At 65.1% G+C, this 24,123-nt stretch carries 26 protein-coding genes; 23 read left to right on the forward strand and 3 right to left on the reverse strand.

The features are described from left to right. Positions 1–227 precede the first annotated feature (227 nt). Together AC1Q5P_RS20580 and AC1Q5P_RS20585 are read right to left on the reverse strand one after the other, a co-directional pair. The gene (locus AC1Q5P_RS20580; RefSeq protein WP_492519908.1) at positions 228–884 is read right to left on the reverse strand and encodes a transglycosylase SLT domain-containing protein; all 657 of its coding nucleotides are present in this window, start codon (positions 882–884) and stop codon (positions 228–230) included. Further along, entirely contained in the window at positions 881–1,093 is a 213-nt protein-coding gene (locus AC1Q5P_RS20585) for a hypothetical protein (RefSeq protein WP_492519909.1), read from the reverse strand. The genes AC1Q5P_RS20580 and AC1Q5P_RS20585 overlap by 4 nt, the downstream gene beginning before the upstream one ends. 349 nt (positions 1,094–1,442) lie before the next feature. On the opposite strand from AC1Q5P_RS20585, the gene AC1Q5P_RS20590 reads away from it, so the two are divergent. Both AC1Q5P_RS20590 and AC1Q5P_RS20595 read left to right on the forward strand, forming a co-directional pair. Next, complete coding sequence (locus AC1Q5P_RS20590) at positions 1,443–1,904, forward strand: hypothetical protein (protein ID WP_054725559.1); 462 nt, start codon at positions 1,443–1,445, stop codon at positions 1,902–1,904. Positions 1,905–1,949: 45 nt separating this feature from the next. After that, entirely contained in the window at positions 1,950–2,183 is a 234-nt protein-coding gene (locus tag AC1Q5P_RS20595) for an AlpA family phage regulatory protein (RefSeq protein ID WP_492519910.1), read from the forward strand. 169 nt (positions 2,184–2,352) lie between these two features. Here AC1Q5P_RS20595 and AC1Q5P_RS20600 read toward each other — a convergent pair whose 3' ends face one another. Then, positions 2,353–3,264, reverse strand: coding sequence for a LysR family transcriptional regulator (locus tag AC1Q5P_RS20600; RefSeq protein WP_492519911.1), 912 nt, complete (start codon positions 3,262–3,264; stop codon positions 2,353–2,355). 157 nt (positions 3,265–3,421) lie between these two features. Here AC1Q5P_RS20600 and AC1Q5P_RS20605 point away from each other — a divergent pair, with 157 nt between their 5' ends. From AC1Q5P_RS20605 to AC1Q5P_RS20705, 21 genes are all read left to right on the forward strand, one after another. Next, on the forward strand, positions 3,422–5,749 hold the full coding sequence (locus tag AC1Q5P_RS20605) for a TonB-dependent receptor (protein WP_492519912.1): 2,328 nt from the start codon (positions 3,422–3,424) through the stop codon (positions 5,747–5,749). Next, a complete protein-coding gene (locus AC1Q5P_RS20610) occupies positions 5,739–7,115 on the forward strand; it encodes a nucleobase:cation symporter-2 family protein (protein ID WP_492519913.1) in 1,377 nt (458 codons plus the stop codon). Before AC1Q5P_RS20605 ends, AC1Q5P_RS20610 begins: the two co-directional genes overlap by 11 nt. A 1-nt stretch (position 7,116) precedes the next feature. Then, a complete protein-coding gene (locus AC1Q5P_RS20615) occupies positions 7,117–8,145 on the forward strand; it encodes an isopenicillin N synthase family dioxygenase (RefSeq protein ID WP_054725572.1) in 1,029 nt (342 codons plus the stop codon). Between the two features lie 28 nt (positions 8,146–8,173). Next, positions 8,174–9,157, forward strand: a complete 984-nt coding sequence (locus tag AC1Q5P_RS20620; RefSeq protein WP_054725574.1) for an isopenicillin N synthase family dioxygenase — start codon at positions 8,174–8,176, stop codon at positions 9,155–9,157. An 11-nt stretch (positions 9,158–9,168) separates the two neighbouring features. Beyond that, the gene (locus AC1Q5P_RS20625) at positions 9,169–9,561 is read left to right on the forward strand and encodes a VOC family protein (RefSeq protein WP_054725580.1); all 393 of its coding nucleotides are present in this window, start codon (positions 9,169–9,171) and stop codon (positions 9,559–9,561) included. Continuing rightward, on the forward strand, positions 9,558–10,637 hold the full coding sequence (locus AC1Q5P_RS20630) for a Rieske 2Fe-2S domain-containing protein (protein WP_492519914.1): 1,080 nt from the start codon (positions 9,558–9,560) through the stop codon (positions 10,635–10,637). Before AC1Q5P_RS20625 ends, AC1Q5P_RS20630 begins: the two co-directional genes overlap by 4 nt. 209 nt (positions 10,638–10,846) lie before the next feature. Further along, on the forward strand, positions 10,847–12,427 hold the full coding sequence (locus AC1Q5P_RS20635) for a gamma-glutamyltransferase family protein (RefSeq protein ID WP_492519915.1): 1,581 nt from the start codon (positions 10,847–10,849) through the stop codon (positions 12,425–12,427). Further along, positions 12,421–13,677: an allantoate amidohydrolase gene (locus tag AC1Q5P_RS20640; RefSeq protein ID WP_492519916.1), complete on the forward strand. Its 1,257-nt coding sequence runs from the start codon at positions 12,421–12,423 to the stop codon at positions 13,675–13,677. The genes AC1Q5P_RS20635 and AC1Q5P_RS20640 overlap by 7 nt, the downstream gene beginning before the upstream one ends. Next, the gene (locus AC1Q5P_RS20645) at positions 13,670–14,899 is read left to right on the forward strand and encodes a pyridoxal-phosphate-dependent aminotransferase family protein (RefSeq protein WP_054725592.1); all 1,230 of its coding nucleotides are present in this window, start codon (positions 13,670–13,672) and stop codon (positions 14,897–14,899) included. The genes AC1Q5P_RS20640 and AC1Q5P_RS20645 overlap by 8 nt, the downstream gene beginning before the upstream one ends. Then, positions 14,896–15,783 carry an allantoinase PuuE gene (puuE, locus tag AC1Q5P_RS20650; protein ID WP_194917487.1) on the forward strand — a complete coding sequence of 296 codons (888 nt, stop codon included), beginning with the start codon at positions 14,896–14,898 and terminating at the stop codon, positions 15,781–15,783. Before AC1Q5P_RS20645 ends, puuE begins: the two co-directional genes overlap by 4 nt. Then, positions 15,776–16,249: a 2-oxo-4-hydroxy-4-carboxy-5-ureidoimidazoline decarboxylase gene (gene uraD / locus AC1Q5P_RS20655; RefSeq protein WP_054725600.1), complete on the forward strand. Its 474-nt coding sequence runs from the start codon at positions 15,776–15,778 to the stop codon at positions 16,247–16,249. Before puuE ends, uraD begins: the two co-directional genes overlap by 8 nt. Continuing rightward, complete coding sequence (locus AC1Q5P_RS20660; RefSeq protein ID WP_054725603.1) at positions 16,246–17,658, forward strand: FAD/NAD(P)-binding protein; 1,413 nt, start codon at positions 16,246–16,248, stop codon at positions 17,656–17,658. Before uraD ends, AC1Q5P_RS20660 begins: the two co-directional genes overlap by 4 nt. Further along, a complete protein-coding gene (gene uraH / locus AC1Q5P_RS20665) occupies positions 17,655–17,984 on the forward strand; it encodes a hydroxyisourate hydrolase (RefSeq protein ID WP_054725606.1) in 330 nt (109 codons plus the stop codon). Before AC1Q5P_RS20660 ends, uraH begins: the two co-directional genes overlap by 4 nt. 50 nt (positions 17,985–18,034) lie before the next feature. Further along, a complete protein-coding gene (locus tag AC1Q5P_RS20670; protein ID WP_054725608.1) occupies positions 18,035–19,147 on the forward strand; it encodes an S-(hydroxymethyl)glutathione dehydrogenase/class III alcohol dehydrogenase in 1,113 nt (370 codons plus the stop codon). Positions 19,148–19,157: 10 nt separating this feature from the next. Beyond that, the gene (locus AC1Q5P_RS20675) at positions 19,158–19,409 is read left to right on the forward strand and encodes a hypothetical protein (RefSeq protein WP_145923365.1); all 252 of its coding nucleotides are present in this window, start codon (positions 19,158–19,160) and stop codon (positions 19,407–19,409) included. Beyond that, the gene (gene fghA / locus AC1Q5P_RS20680) at positions 19,402–20,292 is read left to right on the forward strand and encodes an S-formylglutathione hydrolase (RefSeq protein ID WP_492519917.1); all 891 of its coding nucleotides are present in this window, start codon (positions 19,402–19,404) and stop codon (positions 20,290–20,292) included. The genes AC1Q5P_RS20675 and fghA overlap by 8 nt, the downstream gene beginning before the upstream one ends. Continuing rightward, the gene (locus tag AC1Q5P_RS20685) at positions 20,289–20,720 is read left to right on the forward strand and encodes a ketosteroid isomerase-related protein (RefSeq protein WP_054725615.1); all 432 of its coding nucleotides are present in this window, start codon (positions 20,289–20,291) and stop codon (positions 20,718–20,720) included. Before fghA ends, AC1Q5P_RS20685 begins: the two co-directional genes overlap by 4 nt. Before the next feature lie 3 nt (positions 20,721–20,723). Beyond that, positions 20,724–21,338, forward strand: a complete 615-nt coding sequence (locus tag AC1Q5P_RS20690) for a GNAT family N-acetyltransferase (RefSeq protein ID WP_492519918.1) — start codon at positions 20,724–20,726, stop codon at positions 21,336–21,338. Continuing rightward, entirely contained in the window at positions 21,338–22,405 is a 1,068-nt protein-coding gene (locus tag AC1Q5P_RS20695; RefSeq protein ID WP_082395434.1) for a carbon-nitrogen hydrolase family protein, read from the forward strand. Before AC1Q5P_RS20690 ends, AC1Q5P_RS20695 begins: the two co-directional genes overlap by 1 nt. Continuing rightward, positions 22,402–23,757, forward strand: coding sequence for an AtzE family amidohydrolase (locus AC1Q5P_RS20700; protein WP_492519919.1), 1,356 nt, complete (start codon positions 22,402–22,404; stop codon positions 23,755–23,757). Before AC1Q5P_RS20695 ends, AC1Q5P_RS20700 begins: the two co-directional genes overlap by 4 nt. Further along, positions 23,754–24,092: an AtzH-like domain-containing protein gene (locus AC1Q5P_RS20705; RefSeq protein WP_492519920.1), complete on the forward strand. Its 339-nt coding sequence runs from the start codon at positions 23,754–23,756 to the stop codon at positions 24,090–24,092. The genes AC1Q5P_RS20700 and AC1Q5P_RS20705 overlap by 4 nt, the downstream gene beginning before the upstream one ends. Positions 24,093–24,123: the final 31 nt, after the last annotated feature.

A 24,123-nucleotide genomic window follows, 5' to 3' on the forward strand; every position in this document is an offset into this window, starting at 1 on the left:
TGACACTATCCCCAACGTCACCGCTGACACATCACCATCAATGTCGCTGACCAGTCACCGACGATGTCGCGCTACAGTTGTGGGGTAAGGAGGTAATGCAGATCGCAGCCAAGTACCCAGCCGAGGCCAAAGACGGCTAATCTCAGAGGGGATCGAATCCGCTAAAAAAACACCCAGCCAGAAAACGCAGGACTATGGACCCTGCTCCAGCCATTTCGAGCCGATCTCTAGAAGCGCCAATGGCGAAGGACTTCGCGGACATATCCAGGCGTCTCGCCATTGCGGGGAATGCCGCCTGCGCGTTCGACCGCCGCTGGACCAGCATTGTAGGCAGCCACCGCGAGGTGAACCACGCCGAACTTGTCGAGCATCTGCCGCAGATACCGCGCAGCGCCGAAGATGTTAGCCATTGGATCGAAGCGATTGAAGACCCCGAGGTCCTTTGCCGTTGCGGCCATCAGCTGCCCAAGCCCCGCCGCGCCTGCCGGACTGACGGCCAAAGGGTTGTAGCGAGATTCCGTCCAAACGAGTGCATCGAGCAGGCCTGCGGGCAGTGAATACTTCGCTTCCGCCGCATAGATGTGGGGCAGGTAGCTTGCTCGCCTGAAGCCGGATGGGCCAGGTTGGGCCTTTGGCTCGTATCTGTAGGGCAGGTTGACCCGAACATTTTGCGGCACAGTCATAACAGGTGCCGGGTCGTCTTGGGCAGATCGCCAGAGCCCATGTTCGACCAGCTGGAAGCCGTTCGATGTTTCAGCGATCCGAAACCCTTCGGTGTGGCTGGCGGGCACTTCGATTGTGGCTGGCGCAGGCAAATCCTGGGCTCTGGCGGGGATAGCAGAGGTGATCGCGATGCCTGCGATCAAGATAGCTTTCATTGTCATTTCTCGATCCTTGTATAGCCGAATCGAGTGAGAACATATAAAGAACATATGACGTAGGTGAATTTGGTGAGGGCAGGGGTGAAGGTCGTATCCGCGCCAGCGTAGGCGGCGCTCGCCGCAAGCGCTGCGACTGCGACCGGGATGGCAATGTTGAGGGTCCTGCCGAGACCATTGACGCTGGCGCGCCGGGGGAGGGTGAGAGACTGCATGTGAAGCTCCGGTTGGAGGGGGGGCACAGCGTTCTTGCGTTCGCTGTGTGTTCCACATGCATCTAGGAAACGATCGTAGGAAAGGGTTGGCATCCGATCCGCTTTGGAGACGGAAGGATGCGGACACATTTTTCAGCGCTTGTCGGTCTTCAACAGCGATAATGACGATAATATGGGGTTTTTGTGTCGAAGATCGCCGCCGGATACGTCTTGATCCGCCGACGACTCGGGCAGAGGAACTAATTCCCCGATAAACGAGATGTTCTGTCTATGTTCTTTTCATTTTCCTACATGAGATGCTTCGCGTTATGCCTGCGAGTCGCACCAGTGCAGAAGCTAGGAGACAACCATGTACCATCCAACTGCCGCCGCCAGACCGGCCAATGAAAGCCTGGCTCGGGTGCTCGCCCATGCGATCGATGCAGCAGGCAAGCCCCGCCACAGGATCGCCAATGAATGTGGGATGCATCGCGAGACCCTGCTTCGCGTTGCGCGTGGTGAGCGGCCCATCGGGCTCGACGAAGCAGCTCGTGTGCTTGCCGCCTGTGGAGCTCACCCGCGAGCCAGCATGATCCTCGCTCTCGCCGGTCAGGAAGATCTCGCTTGCGAGTGGATGCATGGCGAGATGGGCGAGTTTCTCGAAGAATTCTTCACCAGCCTGCCCGTCCATCTTCAGCGGACCCTTGGCCGCCGGATCGAGGATCTGAGGCCCCGCTGGGCGGGCGGCACGGCCCAGCTCGTGGCGCGAATGCTTGCCAAGCACATCGATGATTTCGCCAATCGGGACATCACGATGTCTATGCCCCGGTAAGCCTGAAAGTTCGGAGGGGACCGAACTTTACGAATGAGACCCGCAATGCCGAATTCAATACAAGATGAAACGCACGTCCCTCAACTGGCCGAAGCAGTTCCGGCGGCCCGGCTTCTTAGACTGCCGGAAGTGATGGCCCGTGTCGGGCTACGTCGTTCAGCCATCTATCAGCGGATGAGCGAAGGGCGATTCCCGAGGTCGCGATCGCTGGGGCCCAAATGTGCAGTTTGGGTCGAGGCGGAAATCGAGGAGTGGATTCGTGCGGTATCGCGAGTTTAGAACTGATGACGCTGTGATCTATTCGGCTAGGATTCCTCGCGCTAAGCTGTGCCAATGGTTTACTGTTCGCCGTCGCAATGGTTGGGACGTGAACAGACAACTCGCTTTACGGCAGACGGCCACTCGTAGACCCTGAATTCCCGTTTCGATCTGCTAATAGAAGCGAACATCAAATAACGGGCACCCCATGCTCATCCATCGTCTGCGATAAGTGTTGGATTAACAATGACGCTGGTACCGATAGCGTCCGCCCGGCAGCGCTGACAATGGACAGCGTCGACAGGTCGACGCGTTCGTCGGAGAGCGGCAGGAACACCAGCGCCCCCGCGTCAATTTCGCTGATGGCGTCGAAGGCAGTCAGCCAGCCGACCCCCACGCCGCGGATGGTAAGCGATTTGATCAGGCCGATGCTGTTGGCTTCCACGATCGCCCGCGGAGAGCCGCCGACATGCCGTCCCCAGGCCGTGTCCAGGACACGGCGAAGTGAAAGATTATCGCTGGGAATGATCAGCGGATAGCTCGCACATTCGCTAAGGGAGATTTCCTGTCGGCCTGCCAGCTCGTGTGCGGGCGGGACGATGACCCCCAGCCGATAGATCATCGTGCGATCGAGCCGGATGGTGGGGTTGTCGGGCGGGTTGAAGGTAATGCCAACATCGATGTCGCCAGACAGTACATTATCGATCACGCCCTGCGCTCCGAACACCTCCATGCGGAACTGGATGGCGGGATAGCGCCGTTGAAACATCGCGATGGCCAGGGCGGTGAATTCGGTCGCGCCCTCGACCAAGCCCATGGCCACGCTGCCGCGGCGCAGCCCGACCAGATTGTCAATCTCCGAGCGGATCCGCTGCAGGTCACGGCGCCAGCGCCTGACCCCGTCGATCAGCAGTTCGCCCGCCGCCGTCATCTTCATGCCGGTGGGGGTCCGCTCGAACAGCTGGGTGCCCAGCTCTTCCTCGAGTTGGATGATCTGTCGGTCCACCGCCGATGGTGCGATGTGGAGTACGTCGGCCGCCCGCCGCAGGGCACCTCGCCGGGCGACTTCATCAAAATATAGGGCGGCTCGGCCAAGCAACATCGCAGATTCTCCAGGTGATCACATTTTGCGAACAGTGAGTGCTGTATTCTGATATGGATTAGGTCGCAGCGCAATGGCACACAGATTGGAGAGCAAAAAACGAGAGGAGAAAACAGTTTGGGCGGTCAGGAGGCCGTCCTGGCACGGGGAAAGACACATGGTTTCGATGCGGCACAAAGCGCGGTTTCTGGCAGGGGCGATGATCCCGGTGTTCCTGGGGCTCAGCCAGACGGCGCATGCCGCGGAGGCGGCGGAAAGTCTGGCTACCGCGGACGCCGCGACGGTCGATGTGGGGGCAGCCGAGGCCGATGCGGGCGAGGAAATCATCGTTACCGGTGAAAAGCAGGAAACCACTCTCCAGCGCGCTCCTCTCGCCATCACAGCGATTGGTGCAGACAGGCTGGCGCAATCAAACGTAACCCAACTCATCGACATGAACGGCTTCGTGCCCGGCCTTACGGTAGCGAACAGCGGCAGTTTCGTCCGTGTGGTTTCGATCCGCGGGGTGGGTTACGAGGCATCGGACAACCTCAGCGCCCAGCCTGGCACCTCGTTCCACATCGACGGAGTCTATGTGGTCAGCCCTTATGCGCTGCAGCAGGATTTCCTCGACCTCAAGCGCGTCGAAGTGCTGCGCGGGCCGCAGGGCACGGTCTTCGGGCAAAGCGCCACCGGCGGAATCATCAACGCCATTACCGAGAAGCCCGATATGGCGAAGTTTAGTGGATCGGTGCAGCTCGAACTGGGCAACTACGATCTCGTACGCGGCACCGCCACTCTGAACGTACCGCTGACCGATACCCTCGCGATCCGCGGCACGGTCCAACGCTACTATCACAAGGGCTTTGCGGTCCAGACGGGCTTGGCGCCCAGCTACGGCCGTTACGGCCTCGACGATGCCGATCGACTCTCGACCAAGCTTTCGCTGCTGTGGGAGCCGAGCGACAGCTTCTCGGCCCAGCTTACTGCGCAGTACTTCACTGCAGACGAAAACGGCGCAGCACAGAAGCATGTGGCTGATCCCGATCCCGATCCGCGCCGGATCTCGCAGGACTATCCGAACAAGTACCAGCTCGACTTCTTCCTGGCCTATGCCGACCTGCGCTACGACTTGGGTTTCGGCACGCTGAAGTCGCTGACCTCGTACCAGAGGACCCGCAACCACAACCAGATCGACGTGGACCGGCTGAACTACGCCTCGCTCGGCGCCTATGACGTGCAGCCGTACTGGGACAACGGAGTCGATGCCTTCAGCCAGGAATTCAACCTGACATCGAATGGCAACGGGCCGCTCAGCTACATCATAGGCACCTATTTCCTCTACCAGAACCTCAAGCAGGATATCCTGGAATACAAAGGAACCGATGTTTCGCCGACCTTCAACCTCATCCTGCCGCTGACCTTCGCCAACTATCCCTACAACCTGGATTATGCGTTGAATTCCCGGCAGAAGCGCTACAGCTACGCCGCCTTCGCCCAAGGCAAGTACCAGTTCGCCGACCGGCTCAGCGCGACGATCGGCCTGCGCTTCAACCATGACAAGTTCAAGAGCAGTAACAGCACGCTGTTCGACATCTTCGGGCCGACCGTGTTCGCCGAGACCAGCGAGAGCGCGCTGACCGGCAAGGCCGAACTCGACTTTGAGCTGAGCGACCGCAACATGGTCTACGTCAGCGTGTCGCGCGGCTACAAGCCAGGCGGGGTCAGCAACAACAGCACGCCGCTGCTGGTGCCGCTGACCTACAAGTCGGAACACGTCTGGTCCTACGAACTCGGCGCCAAGAACCGCTTCGCCGATGGGCGCGTCACGCTGAACGCGGCGGCCTTCTTCTACGACTACAAGAACCTCCAGTACCAGATGGAGGATCCGGTGCCCTACCAGGGCGGCGTCTCCAACGTGCCGAAGACCCGCATCTGGGGCGCCGAGGCCGAGGCGGTGGTCCAGGTCACCGACAACCTGAAGCTCGACGGCAACGTCACATACCTCGGCGGCAAGCTGGTTGGGGACTACATCACGCTTGACCCGTCGCGCGCCCATGCCGCCACCGTCGCGGCGGCGGCACTCGGTTACGGTCCGTTCGATGCCTATACGATCAACCTGCGCGCCCAGCAGACCCGCAACACCAACGGCAACCTGCCGCCCAAGTTGCCCAAATGGCAGGGTTCGATTGGGGCGACCCACACACTCGAACTCGGCTCGCTGGGAACGCTGCGCTCGCACGCCGAACTGATCTATCGTGGCAAGTTCCAGTACCGCATCTTCAACGACGGCGCGCGCGATGTGGTGCCGAGCTATACTCAGGTGAACGCCAATTTCACGCTGACCCCGCACGACAGCAAGCTGACCATCGGCCTGACCCTGACGAACCTGTTCGACAATGCCGGGGTGGCGTCGCGCTATTCCAATCCGTTCGGCAGCTTTACGACCAGCGACATGTACATCCCGCCCCGCCAGGTCATCGCTTCGGTGAAATATGACTTCTGAGACGGCCTATCCCCATCCGGTGGATGCCGTTCCACCGGCCGGGGCGCTGGGCGCGCTGGCACTCCAGCACGTGCTGACTATGTATGCCGGGGCGATCACGGTTCCGCTGATCGTCGCTTCGGCGCTTAAGCTTCCGCCCGAGCACGCGGCCTATCTCGTCAGCGCCGATCTCTTCGCCTGCGGCCTGGTGACGCTGCTGCAGTGCCTGGGCGTCGGTCCTTTCGGGATCCGTCTGCCAATCATGATGGGCGTGACCTTCGTGGGCGTGATGCCTGCGATCGCTATCGCCGGCCAGCCCGGGCTGGGCCTGCAGGGCGTCTACGGTGCGGCGATCGCCGCCGGCCTGATCGTCATTCCGCTGGTGTCGTTCGTCGGCCGGTTACGCTCGGTACTGACCCCGACAGTGACGGGCACGGCGATGCTGCTGATCGGGCTCTCGCTGATGGGCGTGGCGATCGATTGGGCCGCCGGCGGGCAAGACGCGGTGGACTACGGATCGCCGGCCAACCTGCTGCTCGCCGGCATCACCGTGGCGACGATCCTGCTGGTCACCCGGTTTGCCGCCAGCTTCCTGCAGAACTGCGCGATCCTGATCGGGATGGCCGTAGGCTATGCCCTGGCGATCGCGCTTGGTATCGTCGATTTCGCCGCCGTGGGGACCGCGCCCGCGTTGCAACTGGTCACGCCGTTCCACTTCGGCCTGCCGATTTTCGATCTCGCCGCGATAGCCTCGATGGTCATCGTCCTGCTGATCACGCTCGTCGAATCAAGCGGCATGCTGATGATGCTGGGCGATGCCGTCGGACGGCCGGTCTCGACCCGCGACCTTTCGCGCGGACTGAGGGCCGACGGCATGGGCGCGGTGATCGGCGGTCTGTTCAACAGCTTTCCCTATACCTCCTACGCCCAAAATATCGCGCTGGTGAGCATGACCGGGGTGCGCAGCCGCTTCGTCTGCGTCGGCGCCGCCGCGATTCTGCTGGGCCTCGCGCTGTTCCCCAAGCTCTCGGCGCTGGTCGCGGCCATGCCGCCAAGCGTTCTGGGCGGTGCAGCGCTGGTGCTGTTCGGCATGGTCGCCGCCTCGGGCATCCGCTCGCTGGCCACCACCGGGCTGGACTCCTCGCGTGAGAACGTCATGATCGTCGCGGTAAGCCTGGGGGTCGGCCTGATCCCAACCATGTCGGACAGGTTCTTCGCCGAGGCGCCGGTGGTGCTGGCCCCGTTCCTGCACAGCGGCGTGCTGCTGGGGATCGTGACCGCGATCGCGCTCAACCTGCTCCTGCGTCCCAGCAAGGCGGCGGCGCGCGAACCATCCATCGACAACACCACACTTTCGACGGCGTCGCCCGTCCATACAGGAGGATAGCATGAAGTTCGCGGGCAGCGTGGTTCCCGTCATCGACCTCACCAAGGCGCGGACGGGAAGCGAAGCGGAAAAGCAGCAGGTCGCCGATGAAGTCGGCGCGGCGGCGCGCAGCATCGGGTTTCTAGTCGTCTCCGGCCACGGCGTGCCGCAGCCGGTGATCGACGCGGCGACGGAGGCTTCGCGCAGCCTGTTCGACCTGCCTGCGGCTGACAAAGCCAAGTATCGTTCGCCCGACCCGGCAATCTACCGGGGCTATTTCGGGATCGAGACCGGCAACCTCGCCAGCACGATCGGCGAGGACGGGGCTAAGCCCGATCACCGCGAATACTACAACGTTGGCCGGTTCGATCTCGACCCAGCGGACCCCTATTTCACCACGCCAACCGCGCGGCGGATCTTCCAGGAGAACATCTGGCCAGATGCCCATGTGCCCGCGTTCAAGCCGGCGATCATCGACTATTACCGCGAGATGGCCGGCCTAGCCGAACTGCTGATGGAACTATGCGCGCGCGCGCTGCACCTGCCCGCCGACTGGTTCGCCGATAAGATCGACAAGCACATCACGAACCTGGTCGTCAGCAACTATCCCGACCAGCCCGAGGAACTCGAGGTCGGTCAGCTCCGGGCTGGCGCGCACACCGACTACGGCGGGCTGACCATCCTCAAGACCGAAGACAAGCCCGGCGGGCTGGAAGTGCTGACTGCCGACGGGCGCTGGGAACCCGTGCCGATCGTGCCTGGCGCCTTCATCATCAACCTGGGCGACCTGATGGCGCAGTGGACCAACGACGAATGGGTCTCGACGATGCATCGCGTGGTCAATCCGCCGCGCGCGCAGGGGGTGGGCAGCCGCCGTCAGTCGCTCGTGTTTTTCCACCAGCCCAACTACGACGCGGTGATCGAATGCATCCCGACCTGCGCGGTTGGCCAGGCGGCGAAATACGCGCCGACCACCTCGATCGAGCATCTGGATATGAAGATGAACCAGATGAACGACACCCCCAAGTTCAAGGAGACCCAGGCCGCATGATGTCGCGCTGCCTGCAGGAGGATCGCCCATGATCGTGTACACCCCGCCCAAACCCGCCACGACAATCCCGGTCATCGACCTGGCCCCTAGCTTTTCCGACGACCCGGCGCTCAAGCGGGCCGTGGCCTGGGAAATCCACAAGAGCGCCCGCGACACCGGGTTCTTCTACATCGCTAATCACGGCGTCGCGCAGGAGTTGATGGACGGGCAACTCGCGCTTGCGCGCGACTTCTTCAGCCTGCCGCTGGCCGAGAAGCTGGCGGTCGATGCGCGCAAGTCGGCCTGCATGCGCGGCTACGAGGTTCCCGGCATCCAGACGCTCGACGACGGCTCACCGCCCGATCTCAAGGAAGGCTTTCTGATCGGTTGCGATCTGGACGACGATCATCCCTATGTCCGCGATGGCGTGCCGAACTGCGGCGCGAACCAGTGGCCTAGCAAGCCAGACGGTTTCCGCAGGCGCTATGAAGCCTACATGGACGAGATGTTCCGCGTTGGCCGACACCTGATGGGCCTGATCGCGCTGTCGCTCGACCTGCCGGAGACCTACTTTGCCGATGGTCTGGCCGAGCCGCTCTTCAACAGCCGGCTGCTACGCTATGCGCCTCAGCCCGAAACGGCTGCGTTCAACCAGATCGGCGCAGGAGCCCATACCGACTGGGGCATGATCACGATCCTGTTGCAGGACGACGTCGGCGGGCTCGAGGTGGAAAACGCCGCGGGCGAATGGATCGCTGCCCCGGCGATTCCGGGCACGTTCGTCATCAACCTGGGTGAGATGGTCCGAGTGCTGACAAATGGGCTCTACCACGCGAACATGCACCGCGTGCTCAATAACCACAGCGGTCGCGACCGCTTCTCGGTGCCGACCTTCTTCGACCCGAACTACTTCTACGAGGTGCGCTGCGCGCCGACCTGCCTGCCGGCGGGCGGCAAGCCCGACTTCCAGGAAACCACTGTCGGCGGCCACATCGCCGAAATGTATCGCAAGACCTACGGCCTCGCCGCGTGAAGGATTAACCGATGCCAGCCCTGACCTATACCAACATCTTCACCGCCGACATCGACCGCATGGCCGAATTCTATGGGGAGTTGTTCGGCTTTGAGGAGAACCTCGTCAGCCGCACGCCGATCTTCCGCGCCTTCTTCGCCGGGGGGACCGGGCTGGGCTTCAACGCGCCCGACGCCTACGACCTGCTTGGCCTGACCCCACAGGAAACGCCGGGCGACCGCGTGTTCCAGACCTTCGACGTCGAATCCCAGGACGAAGTCCGCGCCCTGACCGACAAGGCGCGCGATCTGGGGGCGACGATTGTGAAGGAGCCGTTCACTACCTATTACGGCTGGTATCAGTCGGTGTTGCGCGATCCCGATGGCAATGCGCTGCGCATCAACTTCCGGGGGACCCCGGAATGAGCGAGACGATTTCCCTGCTGGCGGAGCGGACCGACGAACCGTCGGCCGTCGCACCGCCCCGACCGTTCGTCCGTCGGCCGCGCGACTGCACCTATGCCGAAGGCGACTGGGAAGTCCTCTCGCGGTTCTGGTTTGCGATCGCCCGCGTCAAGGATCTGGCCGACAAGCCTGTGCGATCGGTCCTGCTCGACGTGAATCTGGTGGTCTATCGGACAACTCAAGGCATCAGCGTCGCGCGCGACCTGTGCCCGCATCGCGGTGTGCCGCTGAGCATGGGGTGGGTCGAGAACGACGAACTGGTTTGCCCCTATCACGGCCTCCGTTTCGCCAACGACGGGCGCTGTGTGCGGATTCCTGCGCAGCCCAACGTCGTGCCCTCCGATCGCTTCCGGGCGACCACCCTGCCGGCGACCGAGCGCTACGGACTGGTCTGGACCTGTCTCGATCCCGACAATGCGCAAGGCGGGATTCCCGATTTTCCCGAATGGGATGATGCCCATTTCCAGGCGATCCTGTGCCCGCCGGTGGCGATGGAAGCTTCGCCGGGCCGCCAAGTCGAAGGCTTCATCGACGTCGCCCACTTCGCCTGGATACACCACGAGGCCTTCGCCGACCGCGAGAACCCTGTGGTGCCGGTCTACCAAACAAAATCGACCGACTACGGCTTCCGCAGCACATACATCAGCGGGATCAGCAACTTTCCCAAGGCGCTGCAGCACCTCGAGCCTGAAGGCTTCGTCTGGCGCCGTGTCTTCGATGTCCACCCGCCCTATACCGCTTTTCTGACAGTGGACTTTCCCGAGGGCGGCGTGCTGCGGATCATGAACATCGCTACGCCTGTCTCGGCGCGGCGGACTACGCTCTACGTGCCGCTGGTCCGCAATTTCGACATGACGGGCTCGGTTGACGATGTCTACGCCTTCAACGCTCAGATCTTCGCCGAGGATCAGGCTATCGTTGAGGCGCAGTCGCCCGAGGATCTGCCGCTTGAACTCGACGACGAGGCGCATTTCGCGGCCGACCGATCCTCGGTCGCCTATCGTAAGGCGCTGCGGGAGCTTGGCCTGACGGGCTGAAGTCTCGCCCTGCGAACGGCCCTGGCCGGCGGGAACCCCTTCCAGGGGCTTCCGCCGGCCTTTTTTGTTTCGGGGGCTTGATCAGCCACGATCCTGTACAGTCGGGGATGTCCGCAAAACGGCATCACTATGGTCTATAAAATGTTCTTTTTGCGAGCGAGGATCATCGGCAGACATGGCCAGACGCCACCTATGCGAGAACTTCCCGAATGATGCACTCACTGCGCTGCTACAAGGGGATCACGACCTCGCCACATCACTTGGCCAGCCAGGCCGGCAGCGACGTGCTCAAGGATGGCGGCACCGCGGTGGAGGCCTGCGTCGCCATCGCCGCGGCCTTGGCGGCAGTCTATCCGCACATGACGGGAATCGGTGGCGATGGCTTCTGGCTGATCCACGAGCCCGACGGCAGGGTTCACGCGATCGACGCCTGCGGCGGCGCGGCGGCCAAGGCTAACCTCGGGCTCTATGCAGGAATGAGCAAAATCCCCTGGCGCGGACCGCTGTCGGCCAACACGGTCGCCGGCACGATCTCCGGCTGGAAGCGCGCTCTGGCCGACGATGCCGGCACGCTTGCGCTGGACCGGCTGTTGCGCGACGCAATCGACCTCGCGGAAGCAGGCGTCGCCGTCACCTGCGGCGGGGCCGAGCTCGCCGCGGCCAAGCACGCTGAATTGGTCGATCAGCCCGGCGCCTATGCCGCGACTTTCGCCCCCGCAGGCCGCCCGCTGCGCGAGGGCGAGTTGCTGCGCCAGCCCGCGCTGGCGAGGACGCTGCGGGCACTGGCTGAGAACGGCCTGCAGGATTTCTACGAGGGCAAGTTGGCGCGTTCGATCGCCCAGGATCTGGCGAAGCTGGGTAGTCCGGTCAGCGAAGACGATCTGGCGCATCATGCGGCGACCAAGCCCGATCCGCTGACGATCGCGGTCAAGGATGCGTGCCTGTTCAACACCGCCCCGCCGACCCAGGGACTGGCTTCTTTACTGATCCTCGCGCTGTTCGACCGGCTCGGTGTAAGCGAAGGCGAAGGCTTCGCCCACTTGCACGGCCTGATCGAAGCGACCAAGCAGGCGTTCATTGTGCGCGACCGCCATGTTGGCGATCTGGCCTACATGCCCGTCGCGCCGCAGGCTATCCTCGACGATACCGCCGGGCTCGACGCGATGACTGCGGCGATCGACCGCGAGCGGGCCCTTGCCTGGCCCCAAGATGCGGCGCTGGGCGATACGACGTGGTTCGGGGCAGCCGATGGGCGCGGCCAGGTGGTGAGCTGCATCCAGTCGACCTATTTCGAATTCGGTTCTGGCCTCGTACTACCCGAAACCGGGATTACCTGGCAGAATCGCGGCTCCAGCTTCTGCCTGGCGGACGAGGGCTGGAACGCCCTGAAACCGGGGCGCAAGCCGTTCCATACGCTCAACCCCGCGCTGGCCCGGTTCGACGATGGCCGGGTCATGGCCTATGGCACGATGGGCGGCGAAGGCCAGCCGCAGACCCAGGCAGCCGTGTTCAGCCGCTATGCCTGGTTCGGGGTGCCGCTGCAGGAGGCCATCACCCGGCCGCGCTGGCTGCTGGGCCGCACCTGGGGCGAGACGAGCACCACGCTCAAGCTCGAACGTCGCATCGACGACACCGTGCTCGCCGCGCTGCGCGACGCTGGCCACGATGTCGAAGTCCTGGGCGCCTTTACGTCGACCATGGGGCATGCCGGGGCGATTGTCCGGCATCCGGATGGTTTGCTGGAAGGCGCGACCGATCCGCGCTCGGACGGCGGGGTCGGCACGTGGTAGGCGGGATTCGTGCGGTCGAGCGCTGCGACGCGCTTGGACATGCTCCCTACAGCGACATGGCGGGCGGGCTTCACCGCGGTTACCTGACACCCGCCTATGCCGCCTCGCAGCAGTCCGTGGCCAGCTGGATGGCCGAGGCCGGGATGACGGTGCGGATCGACGTGGCGGGCAATTTGGTTGGCCGTTACGAAGGAACTGCCTCCGGTCCGGCGCTAATCATCGGCAGTCACCTCGACAGCGTGCGCGATGCCGGCCGCTATGACGGTCCGCTGGGGATTATGCTGGGGATCGAGTGCGTCGCAGCGTTGCACGCGGCGGGTAGGCGACCTTCATTTCCTATCGAGGTCTATGCCTTTGGCGACGAGGAGGGATCGCGCTTCCCCCTGGCGATGCTAGCCAGCCGGGCGGTTGCGGGCACCTTGGGCGATATTGCGCACGAGCCGGTCGATGCGCAGGGGGTAAGCTTCTTCCAGGCGCTGCGCGACTATGGCGCCAGAGCAGGCGTGCCCGTCGCGGCCAGTTTCGGCGAATACGCGGCGGCGCGTCACGAGGGTGCTTTCGCCTATTTCGAGGCCCATATCGAACAGGGGCCGGCGCTTGAGACAGCGGGGCTGCCCGTGGGAAACGTGACGGCCATTGCGGCGCAGAAGCGCTACGCGATCCAGCTAACCGGCCGTGCGGGTCATGCCGGGACGACTGCCATGGGGCTCCGCCGCGATGCGCTGGCCGCCGCTGCCGAGATGATGCTCGCGACCGAGGCGCTGGCCCTGTCCGCGGGCGGCGAGCATGTCGCCACCGTGGGAACGATCGCCGCTGCGCCCGGCGCCGCCAACGTCATCCCCGGAGTGGTCCGCTTCACGCTCGACGTGCGCGCCGCGACCGACGCGGGTTGCGCGGGTCTGGCAGCGGCGCTGCTCGACCGGTTCGATGCGATCGCCGCGCAACGCGGGATCAAACTGGCTGCCGACCTCCTGCACGAATTGCCTGCGAGCCCCTCCGATCCCGCGCTGATGGACCTGCTGGATCAGGCGATCGGGGCCGAGGGTGTGCCCATCCGCCGGCTCATGTCGGGCGCGGGGCATGATGCGATGATCCTGTCGGCGCTATGCCCCACGGCCATGCTGTTCATCCGATGCGCGGAAGGGATCAGCCACAACCCTGCCGAACGCGTGGCCGTGTCCGACGTCGAAGTTGCGGCGCGAGTCATGCTGCGCTTCATCGAAAACCTGGAAGGACTCCGCAATGCATGATTTCTTTGGCGAGATTGACCCGCCGCAGCGCCTGCTGATGGGACCCGGTCCGGTCAACGCCCACCCGCGCGTGCTCCGCGCGATGTCGGCCGATCTACTTGGGCAGTTCGATCCCGAAATGACCGGCTACATGAACGAGGTCATGGCGCTCTACCGACCGATCTTCGGCACGGACAACCGCTGGACATTCCTTGTCAACGGCACGGCCCGGGCCGGGATCGAGGCAGCACTGGTCAGCTTGGTCTCGCCCGGCGACGTCGTTCTGGTCGTGAACTTCGGGCGCTTCGGTCTGCTCCTGACGGAAATTCTCGGGCGGATCGGCGCGCGGATCGAAACCGTCGAGGCCCCCTGGGGCGAGGTGGTGCCGCTGGATGCGATCGCTGCTGCTATCCAGCGCACCGCGCCGCGTCTGGTCGCGACAATCCACGGCGACACCTCGACCACGATGGCCCAGCCGCTGGGCGGCCTCGGCGCGCTGTGCCGCGATGCCGGCGCCTTGCTCTATGTCGATGCCACGGCGACGATCGGCGGGATGGAACTCTCGGTCGATGCATGGGGGGCGGACATCGTCACCGGCGGCCTGCAGAAGTGCCTGGGAGGTTCTTCCGGATCGGCGCCGATCACGATCTCGGACCGCGCCGCCGAGCACATAGGCCGCCGCCGGCATGTCGAACTCGGGCTGCGGACCGATGAGTTCAGCGACGGAGATGGTCTGGTCATCGGGTCGAACTATTTCGATCTGGGCATGATCATGGATTACTGGTCGGAAAAGCGCCTCAACCACCACACCGAGGCGACGACCATGCTCTACGGCGCGCGCGAATGCGCCCGGATCATGCTGCAGGAAGGCCTCGCCGCGCGCTATGCCCGGCACAGTGCCGCCGGGCGGGCGATGGCGGCCGGGCTCGGCGCGCTAGGCCTGACGCTGTTCGGCGACGAACGCCACCGAATGACCAGTGTCACCGCGGCGTTCATTCCCGATGAAGTCGATGGCGAGACCGTCCGCCGCCGCTTGCGTGAGGACTTCGAGATCGAGATCGGCACCGCCTTCGGTCCGCTTGCCGGCAAGGTCTGGCGCTTCGGCGCGATGGGGTACAACGCGCGCAAGCACAAGGTTCTGATTACGCTGGGCGCTTTGGAGGCCGTTCTGCGCGCCGAAGGCTTCGCCTGCCCGCCGGGCGAGGCCGTCGCCTCCGCGCTGGCCGCGTGGGACGCCGTATGACGGCGCGCGATCTGATCGGCTACGGCGAGACGCCGCCCCCCGCCTTCTGGCCGGGCGGCGCGCGGATCGCGGTGCAGTTCGTCGTGAACTACGAGGAAGGCGCGGAGAACTCCGTCCTCAACGGGGATCGCGGTTCGGAGGCGTTCCTGTCCGAGATGGTTGGCGCTGCGAGCCATCCGGCGAGGGCGATGGCGATGGAAAGCCTCTACGAATACGGCAGCCGTGCTGGATTCTGGCGGCTGCACCGCCTGTTCACCGAGCGGCGGGCGCCGGTGACCGTGTTCGGCGTAGCCGCTGCGCTCGAGATGAACCCCGCCGCAACCGAGGCCATGCTGCGCTCAGATTGGGAGATTGCGAGCCACGGCTATCGCTGGATCGACTACCAGGCCGTGCCCGAGGAGATCGAACGCGAGCACATCGCCCGCGCAGTCGAAATCCATACGCGGGTCACGGGGGAGCGGCCGCTCGGCTGGTATCAGGGCCGCACCTCGCCCAACACAGCGCGGCTGGTCGTAGAAGAGGGCGGCTTTGTCTACGACGCCGATTCCTATGCCGATGACGTGCCGTACTACGATGTGCGCCACGGCCGGCCGCAACTGATCGTGCCCTATACGCTCGACGCCAACGATATGAAGATGGTCGCGTTCAACGGCTTCACCGAGGGCGAGCAGTTATTCCGCTACCTGCGCGACACCTTTGAATGCCTGCGTGCCGAGGGCGGTCGGATGATGTCGATCGGGCTGCACGGTCGGATCGCTGGGAAGCCGGCACGCGCCGCAGCGGTCGCCCGCTTCGTCGATCACGTCCTCGCCGCCGGCGACGCATGGATCGCGCGGCGGATCGACATCGCCCGGCACTGGCTGGAGGCCCACCCCCATGACTGATGCGGCTACTGCCTTCGTCGCCCGCTACGGCGAACTGTTCGAGCATTCGCCCTGGGTGGTTGAGCGTGCGGCGCGGCGCCTGCCGCTGGCCGATCTTCACGCGGGCTTGATGGAGGTGGTGCGGGCGGCCACGACCGACGAGCAACTGGCGCTGATCCGCGCGCACCCCGAACTCGCGGGCAAGGCCGCGATCGACGGAACGCTGACTAGCGCCTCGGCCGCCGAGCAGGCCTCGGCCGGGCTCGACCGCCTGAACCCGGACGAGTTCGCGCGGTTCCACGATCTCAATCGCCGCTACACCGAGAAATTCGCCTTCCCTTTCATCATCTGCGTTCGGCTTACCAACAAGGCCGGCATCCTGGCGGCGATGGCGTCGCGGCTGGAGAACGACCGGCCGACCGAATTCGCCGCCGCCATCGCGCAGATCGGCGAGATCGTAAGGCTTAGGCTGGAGGACATGGCATGACCCTGGCGCAGCACGAAGAACGGGTGAGGCACGATCTCGAGTGCCTCGGGCTGGGTGGCCCGGCCTGGACGCGCACCGTCCCGCATGACGATGAACATGTTTACGACGTGATCGTGGTGGGCGGCGGACAGAGTGGCCTCGGCGCGGCCTTCGGTCTGCTGCGTGAGCGGGTGGGCAACATCCTGGTGCTGGACGAGAACCCGGAAGGATATGAAGGCCCATGGGCGACCTATGCTCGCATGGTCACTCTGCGGACTCCGAAGCACCTGACCTCAATTGATTACGGAATCCCCTCGCTGACCTTCCGGGCCTATTGGGAGGCGCTCCACGGGCCCGCAGGCTGGGCGGCGCTCGACAAGATCCCGCGCGGCGACTGGATGGAATACCTGCGCTGGTATCGCCGAGTGCTGAACCTGCCTGTGCGCAACGGCAGCAAGGTCGAACTGGTCGAGCCCGTCGCGCCCGGCCTTTTCCGGCTTCACCTGGCGGGGGGCGACTCGCTGCTTTCGCGCAAGGTCGTCCTCGCCACCGGGATTCAGGGCGGCGGGCGGTGGCAGACGCCGAAGATGGTCGAGTCGCTGCCGCGTACTCGCTATGCCCATACATCCGAAGCGATCGACTTTGCGGCGCTCGCGGGGCGGCGGATCGCGGTTCTTGGCGGTGGAGCCTCGGCCTTCGACAATGCGCAGCATGCGCTGTCCCTGGGCGCCGGATCGGTCGATGTCTTCGTAAGGCGCAAGGAGCTGGCCGCGGTCAATCCGATCCGCTTCATGGAACAGTCTGGCCTGATCCCCCGCTTTCCGGCGCTGGGTGACGAAATGAAGTACCGTTTCATGCGGAGCTTCTTCGACCGCAACCAGCCGCCGACCAACGACACCTTCTCCCGCGCGGCAAGCTATCCTGGCTTTCGCCTGCACTTGGGCGCGCCGTGGCTTGGCGTGACAGAGACTGCCGACGGGGTACGGGTCACCACCCCGCAGGGTGAGGAGACCTTCGATTTCCTGATCCTGTCGACCGGGTTGGTCACCGATCCGGCCTTGCGGCCCGAGCTGGCCCTGGTTGCCGACCGCATCCTGCGCTGGGCAGACCGCCTGGCTGGCGAGGCGGAGGAGCGCAGCCCGGTGCTCGACGCGCATCCCTATCTCGGTGCGGGTTTCGAACTGCTCGGGCGGACCGCGGAAGACGAGCGGGTGCTTCACGGTCTGTTCGCATTCAACTATTCGGGCCTGATCAACTTCGGCCTCTCGGCCTCCGCGATCTCGGGCCTCAAGCATGCTTTGCCTCGCCTCGCGGCCGGCGTTGCGGACCAGCTGTTTCTCGACGATCAGGACAGGATCGTCGCCGACTATCTGGCCTATGACGAACCCGAATTCGTCGCCGGCCAGGAACCCTGGAAGCACGTCGCGTGAGCCTGTCCACCCATGTCTTGGACACCGCTCACGGGCGTCCCGCCGCCGGTCTCGCGCTGACGCTTGTCGCGGGGAAACAAACCTTGTTCAGCGGCACGACGGACGCCGATGGCCGGTGCCCGGCCTTGCGCGACCTCGCATTGGATGCCGGAACCTATCGCTTGAGCTTCGCGGTAGCCGACTACTTCCGCAGGCAGGGGATTGCGTTGCCCGATCCGCCGTTCCTCGACGTCGTCTCGATCGATTTCGGGATAGACGGACATGCACACTACCACGTGCCGCTGCTGGTTTCGCCATTTTCCTATTCGACCTATCGGGGAAGCTGAGGCCACCAGGCCAGGCCGATCCTCACAGCCCTTACTGACGGAGAATACCGATGAAGACCCGCGCCGCAGTCGCCTTTGAAGCGAAAAAGCCCTTAGAGATCGTCGAGCTCGATCTGGAAGGCCCCAAGGCGGGCGAGGTGCTGGTCGAGATTATGGCGACCGGCATCTGCCATACCGACGCCTATACGCTCGACGGTTTCGACAGCGAGGGAATCTTCCCGAGCATCTTGGGCCACGAAGGCGCGGGGATCGTGCGCGAGGTTGGCACCGGTGTCACCTCGGTGAAGCCGGGCGATCACGTGATACCGCTCTACACCCCGGAATGCCGCCAGTGTAAGTCGTGCCTGTCGGGCAAGACCAACCTCTGCACCGCAATCCGCGCGACCCAGGGCCAGGGACTGATGCCCGACGGCACAACCCGATTCAGCTACAAGGGCCAGCCAGTATATCACTACATGGGTTGCTCGACCTTCTCGAACTTCACCGTCCTGCCCGAGATCGCGGTAGCCAAGATCCGCGTGGACGCGCCATTCGACAAGAGTTGCTACGTTGGCTGCGGGGTAACCACGGGCGTCGGCGCGGTGATCAACACGGCCAAGGTGACACCGGGCAGCAACGTGATCGTCTTCGGCCTGGGCGGCATTGGCCTCAACGTGCTGCAGGGCGCACGGCTGGTCGGCGCGGACAGGATCATCGGCGTGGACATCAACCCCGAGCGCGAGGAATGGGGTCGCCGCTTCGGCATGACCCAGTTCTACAACCCCAAGGGCAAGACCACGGCGGAAGTTGTCGCCGATCTGGTCGCGCTGACCGACGGCGGGGCCGACTACACATTCGACTGCACCGGCAACACCGAGGTCATGCGCCAGGCCCTGGAAGCCTGCCACCGCGGCTGGGGCGTATCGACCGTGATCGGCGTGGCCGAGGCGGGCAAAGAGATCTCGACGCGGCCGTTCCAGCTGGTCACCGGCCGGGTCTGGCAGGGCAGCGCCTTCGGCGGGGCCAAGGGGCGCACCGATGTGCCCAAGATCGTCGACTGGTACATGAACGGCAAGATCGAGATCGATCCGATGATCACCCATGTCCTGACGCTGGAGGAAATCAACAAGGGCTTCGATCTGATGCACGCGGGCGAATCGATTCGCTCCGTCGTGGTTTTCTGAGGGCGGTCCCATGCAAGAGCGCCAAGAATACAGCGCGGCAGGCGGCATCGCGCGCGCCAAACTGGCCAGCGGCACCATCGACGAGATGGCCCGGCGCCTGCGCGCCCATACCCGTGACTGCGTGACCGAGACCTACGGGATTAGCCTCAACACCTGGCAGAAGCTGCGCAAGGGCGAGCCGGTCCGCGCCTCGGTGGTCGAACGCCTGGCCGAGCGGCTCCAGGCCGAGGGCATCGCCAATCCGGAGACGATCCTTGTCTGAACAGGCGGTCCTCGAGCAACCCCAGGTCGAGCGTGTCTCGGCCCACCGCAGTCACGGTGGAACCCAGGGCGTCTATCGCCACAGCTCGGTCGCGACCGGCACCGACATGACCTTCTCGGTTTTCGTGCCGGACTTCACGCCGGGCGCGAAGCTGCCGGTCGTCTATTATCTGTCCGGGCTGACCTGTACCCACGCCAACGTTACCGAGAAGGGCGGGTTCCGCCGCGCCTGCGCCGAACTCGGGCTGATCCTGGTCGCTCCCGACACCAGTCCGCGCGGGGAAGGTGTTCCCGACGATCCCGCGGCGGCCTATGACTTTGGGCTGGGCGCAGGGTTCTACGTCGATGCGACCGAGGCGCCCTATGCCGCGAACTATCGCATGTGGACCTACGTCACCGAGGAACTGCCCGCCCTGATCGCGGCGAACTTCCCCGTCGACATGAAGCGGCAGTCGATCATGGGCCATTCGATGGGCGGACACGGCGCGCTGACCATCGGGCTTAGCTTTCCTCAGCGGTTCAAGGCGATATCCGCCTTCTCGCCGATCGTGGCACCTAGCCTGGTGCCCTGGGGGCAGAAGGCTTTCAGCGGCTATTTCGGCACCGACGCCAGCGCTTGGCGACGACACGATGCTGTCGCCCTGATCGAGGATGGGGCGCGGGTGCCCGGATTGCTCGTCGATCAGGGGGCGGCGGACGAATTCCTTGAGACGCAGCTGCGTCCGGATCTGCTGGCCGCGGCGTGCGATTCCGCCGGCATCGATCTGGAGCTGAACCTGCGCGCCGGATACGATCACAGCTATTATTTTATCTCGACCTTTATGGCTGCCCACCTGCGCTGGCACGCCGAGCGGCTGAACCGACCGTCGGCGGGCCAGGCATGACGCGCCCAGAGCCTGCCGTGCCGAACCAAGCCGCCGAGATCCTGCGCGCCTACTACGATGCGTTCAATCGTCAAGACACGGCAGGCATGCTCGCTTTGCTGGACGATGCGGTCGTGCACGAGCCAAGCCAGGGCATCCCGCGCGAAGGCATCGCCCGGTTTCGCGAGTTTCTCGAACACATGAACCGGTCGTACCGGGAGACCGTGATCGACCCGGTGATCATGACATCTCCGGACGGCTCGCGGGCTGCGGCGGAGTTCATGCTTGAGGGGCAATACCTGGTCACCGACGAAGGCCTTCCGCCCGCGAACCGCCAGGCCTATCGCCTGCGCGTCGGCGCCTTCTTCGAACTTCGGGATAACTGGATCACTCGGGTCAGCAACCATTACAACATGGCGGACTGGATCCGTCAGGTCGAGGCTGCCTGAGCGATGGATGCCCTGGCGGAACGGCGGGCATTACGGGGCGAAGTGGTCGTCGAGGCCGCAGCGCGCGATCTCGAGACCCTGCAGGTCCTGGCCGCGCTGCGGATGGCAGTGTTTCGCGACTGGCCCTATCTCTACAACGGCAATCCAGTGGACGAGGCGGCCTATCTCGCCGAGTTCCTGAGCGATCCCGCCGCGGTGATGATCGTCGCGCGGCACGATGGCCGGGCGGTCGGCGCGGCGACCGCGTCGCGGCTTGCGCGGCAGCCCGCTGCGCTGTCCGAGCCGCTCGTCCGCGCGGGCTTTGCGGCGGACGACACGTTCTGTTTCGGCGAGTCCGTTTTGCTCGGGGACTATCGTGGGCGCGGCATCGGCCACGCCTTCTTCGACCTGCGCGAGGCGGCGGCCCGCGCTGCCGGGGCGACTGCCTGCACCTTCTGCGCGGTCGTGCGCGGCGAACGCCACCCGCTGCGGCCCGAGAACGCGCGCGACTTGGCGTCGTTCTGGCGCAAGCGCGGCTATGCGCCGCTGGACGGCGTGACCACGGCGATGGACTGGAAGGACCGCGACAGGCCGATCAGCACCTTCCACCAAATGCAATTCTGGGCGCGGCGGCTGTGATGGCGGAAGGGATCACCCAGGACCGGATCAGGATCGCCGCCGCGCAATATCCGATCGAACTACTCCCCAGTTTCGAGGCCTGGGAGGCCAAGCTGGCGCGCTGGGTCGAGGAGGCAGTGGTAAGGGGAGCGGATTGCCTGGTCTTTCCCGAATATGCGGCGATGGAACTGGCCGGGACCGATCCCGCCGCCGCCGGCGATCTCGCGGCGTCGCTCGAACTCGTCATCGCGCTGGGCGAAGCATACGATGCCGCCTGCCGGGCGCTCGCGGTGAAGCACGGGATCGTGCTGCTAGGTGGAAGCCGGCCGTTCCGGCGCGACGACGGGATCGTCGTCAACCGGGCCAGGCTGCATACCCCGGACGGCGGCGGTGGCTACCAGGACAAGATCGTCATGACGCGGTTCGAACGCGAACTGTGGGGCGTCAGCGGCGGCGATACGATCCAGGTGATCGATACACCGGCAGGGTTGGTGGGGATCGCGATCTGCTTCGATGTCGAGTTCCCGCTCATCGCCCGTGCCCAGGCCGAAGCGGGAGCGCGGCTGATCCTGGCGCCGTCGGCAACCGACACGATGCAGGGCTTCTGGCGGGTCCGCATCGGGGCGCAGGCCCGCGCGCTGGAGAACCAGTGCTTCGTGGTCCAGGCCTCGACAGTGGGGCTGGCGGACTGGCTCCCCGCGCTGGACGAGAACCAAGGTGCGGCCGGGGTCTTCTGCCCGCCCGACGGCAACACTCCCCACGACGGCGTCGTTGCCAGCGGCGAGCCTTCGCAGCCTGGCTGGACCTACGCCGATATCGACCTCGGCGAAGTGGCGGCGTGGCGTTCGCGTGGGAGCGTGCTCAACTTCGCGCAGTGGCCCGAGCAGGCGGTTGCGGTGCCGCCGCGCCATGCCGCTGCGCCCGTGGGGCAGGTTTTCGTCGCGCTCGCCCAATCCGATGCGCGCCTGGCCGACGAAGTGGCGGCGCGGATCGGCATCACCTTGCCGGAGCCCTGCGTGCCGGGCGTCGCGGCGAACGCGCGGCTGCTGCAGGTCCATACAGATACGTTGAGGGGCCCTGTCCGATGATCGGCGAGTTTGCGGGAATGGGCGTTCTGGAGACCGCCGCGGCGGTCGCGGCGCGGCGTGTGTCGGCGATCGCCCTGGCCGAGGCGGCGCTTGCCCGGATCGAAGCGCTGAACCCGCGGATCAACGCGGTCACCCGCACGCTGCGCGATCGTGCGCTACGCGAGGCGGCGGCGGTCGATGCGAGGCTGGCGGCGCGGGAAGATCCCGGTCCGCTTGCGGGCGTGCCCTATGGGGTGAAGGATCTGTTCGATGTCGCCGGACTGGCGACGACGGCGGGGGCAGGGCGGCTGGCCGAGGCCGAGCCCGCAGGGGAAGACTCTGCGGCCATCGCACGACTGAGCGCAGCCGGGGCCGTGCTCGTGGCGACGCTCAACATGGACGAATTCGCTTATGGCTTTGTCACCGACAATGCGCGGTGGGGCCAGACCCGCAACCCGCACGATCCCAGCCGGTTCGCCGGCGGTTCGTCGGGCGGGTCGGCGGCGGCGGTGGCGGCGGGCCTCGTCCCATTCGCGCTGGGTTCCGACACCAATGGTTCGATCCGCATCCCGGCCAGCCTTTGCGGGATCTACGGCAACAAGCCGACCCACGGCTCACTGCCGATGGCCGGGGTCTATCCTTTCGTCCACACGCTCGATGACATCGGCGCCTTCGCCCGCTCGGCGGCCGATCTCGGTGCGGTCGACGCGGTGCTGCGGGGAGGTGCGCGCACGCCCGGCAGGCCGCTGGGTCGGCCCGCGCTGCTCGACGGGTGGTTCCAGGCCGACCTGGCCCCAGGCATGACCGCTGCGCTGGCCGCCCTGTCGGCGGGCCTTGGCGGCCTGCCGATGGTCGAACTGCCCGGGGTCGCGCGCGCGCGATCGGCGGCATTTCTGATCACTGCCTACGAGGGCGGGACCTTGCACCTCGCCGCATTGGCCGAAGACGCCCTGTCCTACGATCCCGCCACCCGTGACCGGCTGTTGGCTGGCGCGGCGCTGCCGGAGGAGCTGTACCGTGATGCGCTGGCCTTTCGAACCGTGTTCGGCGCGGCAATCCAGGCGGCGTTTCGCAACCACGACGTCCTGATCGCCCCGGCCACCTACGGCCCGGCGCCGCGTATTGCAGATCCCTTCATCACGATCGCGGGCAAGCCCCAACCGGCCCGCGCCAACCTGGGGCTCTACACCCAGCCGATCAGCTTCCTCGGTCTGCCGGTCGTGACCGCGCCGCTGGCCGTCGACGGCTTGCCGATGGGCGTCCAGCTCATTGCTTCCAAGGGACGCGACGCGGAACTGCTTGCCTATGCCGCCATGCTCGAAGCGCAGGGCCTGACGCGGAGCCACCCCATTCTCCTGGAGACAGCCGCATGACCATCGACGATCCTCTCGTGCTAGCCGAGGTGCAAGCGCAGTTCGATGCGTACGAACGCGCGCTCATGGCTGACGACCTGCCCGCGCTCGACGCCCTGTTTCACGATGGCGCTAGCACGGTGCGCTACGGGGTGGGCGAAGTGCTATACGGAATCGACGAGATCCGGGCGTTTCGCATGGGCCGCGGCGGCTCGCCGCAGCGTCGGCTGGGGCGCGTCGCGATCTCCGCCTTCGGGCCGGACCATGCACTGACCCACGCGGAGTTCTTTCGCGCCGACAGCGAGCGTCGCGGCCTGCACAGCGACATCGCAGTTGAAGGGTCAGCGACATCGTAGATGACGTGTGGGGGGAAGCGGAGGCCGGGCG

The sequence above is a fragment of the Novosphingobium sp. GW835-FHT14H07 genome, assembly GCF_058793515.1.

Excerpts from the sequence above, each read along its gene's own strand:
- AC1Q5P_RS20690 (WP_492519918.1), top strand. The coding sequence starts at position 20,724 with ATGGATGCCCTGGCGGAACGGCGGGCATTACGGGGCGAAGTGGTCGTC.
- AC1Q5P_RS20705 (WP_492519920.1), top strand. The coding sequence starts at position 23,754 with ATGACCATCGACGATCCTCTCGTGCTAGCCGAGGTGCAAGCGCAGTTC.
- puuE (WP_194917487.1), top strand. The coding sequence starts at position 14,896 with ATGACGGCGCGCGATCTGATCGGCTACGGCGAGACGCCGCCCCCCGCC.
- AC1Q5P_RS20585 (WP_492519909.1), bottom strand. The coding sequence starts at position 1,093 with ATGCAGTCTCTCACCCTCCCCCGGCGCGCCAGCGTCAATGGTCTCGGC.
- AC1Q5P_RS20615 (WP_054725572.1), top strand. The coding sequence starts at position 7,117 with ATGAAGTTCGCGGGCAGCGTGGTTCCCGTCATCGACCTCACCAAGGCG.
- AC1Q5P_RS20695 (WP_082395434.1), top strand. The coding sequence starts at position 21,338 with ATGGCGGAAGGGATCACCCAGGACCGGATCAGGATCGCCGCCGCGCAA.
- AC1Q5P_RS20600 (WP_492519911.1), bottom strand. The coding sequence starts at position 3,264 with ATGTTGCTTGGCCGAGCCGCCCTATATTTTGATGAAGTCGCCCGGCGA.
- AC1Q5P_RS20630 (WP_492519914.1), top strand. The coding sequence starts at position 9,558 with ATGAGCGAGACGATTTCCCTGCTGGCGGAGCGGACCGACGAACCGTCG.
- AC1Q5P_RS20605 (WP_492519912.1), top strand. The coding sequence starts at position 3,422 with ATGGTTTCGATGCGGCACAAAGCGCGGTTTCTGGCAGGGGCGATGATC.
- AC1Q5P_RS20635 (WP_492519915.1), top strand. The coding sequence starts at position 10,847 with ATGATGCACTCACTGCGCTGCTACAAGGGGATCACGACCTCGCCACAT.
- AC1Q5P_RS20595 (WP_492519910.1), top strand. The coding sequence starts at position 1,950 with ATGCCGAATTCAATACAAGATGAAACGCACGTCCCTCAACTGGCCGAA.
- AC1Q5P_RS20645 (WP_054725592.1), top strand. The coding sequence starts at position 13,670 with ATGCATGATTTCTTTGGCGAGATTGACCCGCCGCAGCGCCTGCTGATG.
- AC1Q5P_RS20675 (WP_145923365.1), top strand. The coding sequence starts at position 19,158 with ATGCAAGAGCGCCAAGAATACAGCGCGGCAGGCGGCATCGCGCGCGCC.
- AC1Q5P_RS20660 (WP_054725603.1), top strand. The coding sequence starts at position 16,246 with ATGACCCTGGCGCAGCACGAAGAACGGGTGAGGCACGATCTCGAGTGC.
- AC1Q5P_RS20685 (WP_054725615.1), top strand. The coding sequence starts at position 20,289 with ATGACGCGCCCAGAGCCTGCCGTGCCGAACCAAGCCGCCGAGATCCTG.
- AC1Q5P_RS20620 (WP_054725574.1), top strand. The coding sequence starts at position 8,174 with ATGATCGTGTACACCCCGCCCAAACCCGCCACGACAATCCCGGTCATC.
- uraD (WP_054725600.1), top strand. The coding sequence starts at position 15,776 with ATGACTGATGCGGCTACTGCCTTCGTCGCCCGCTACGGCGAACTGTTC.
- AC1Q5P_RS20610 (WP_492519913.1), top strand. The coding sequence starts at position 5,739 with ATGACTTCTGAGACGGCCTATCCCCATCCGGTGGATGCCGTTCCACCG.
- AC1Q5P_RS20670 (WP_054725608.1), top strand. The coding sequence starts at position 18,035 with ATGAAGACCCGCGCCGCAGTCGCCTTTGAAGCGAAAAAGCCCTTAGAG.
- AC1Q5P_RS20625 (WP_054725580.1), top strand. The coding sequence starts at position 9,169 with ATGCCAGCCCTGACCTATACCAACATCTTCACCGCCGACATCGACCGC.
- AC1Q5P_RS20590 (WP_054725559.1), top strand. The coding sequence starts at position 1,443 with ATGTACCATCCAACTGCCGCCGCCAGACCGGCCAATGAAAGCCTGGCT.
- AC1Q5P_RS20580 (WP_492519908.1), bottom strand. The coding sequence starts at position 884 with ATGACAATGAAAGCTATCTTGATCGCAGGCATCGCGATCACCTCTGCT.
- AC1Q5P_RS20700 (WP_492519919.1), top strand. The coding sequence starts at position 22,402 with ATGATCGGCGAGTTTGCGGGAATGGGCGTTCTGGAGACCGCCGCGGCG.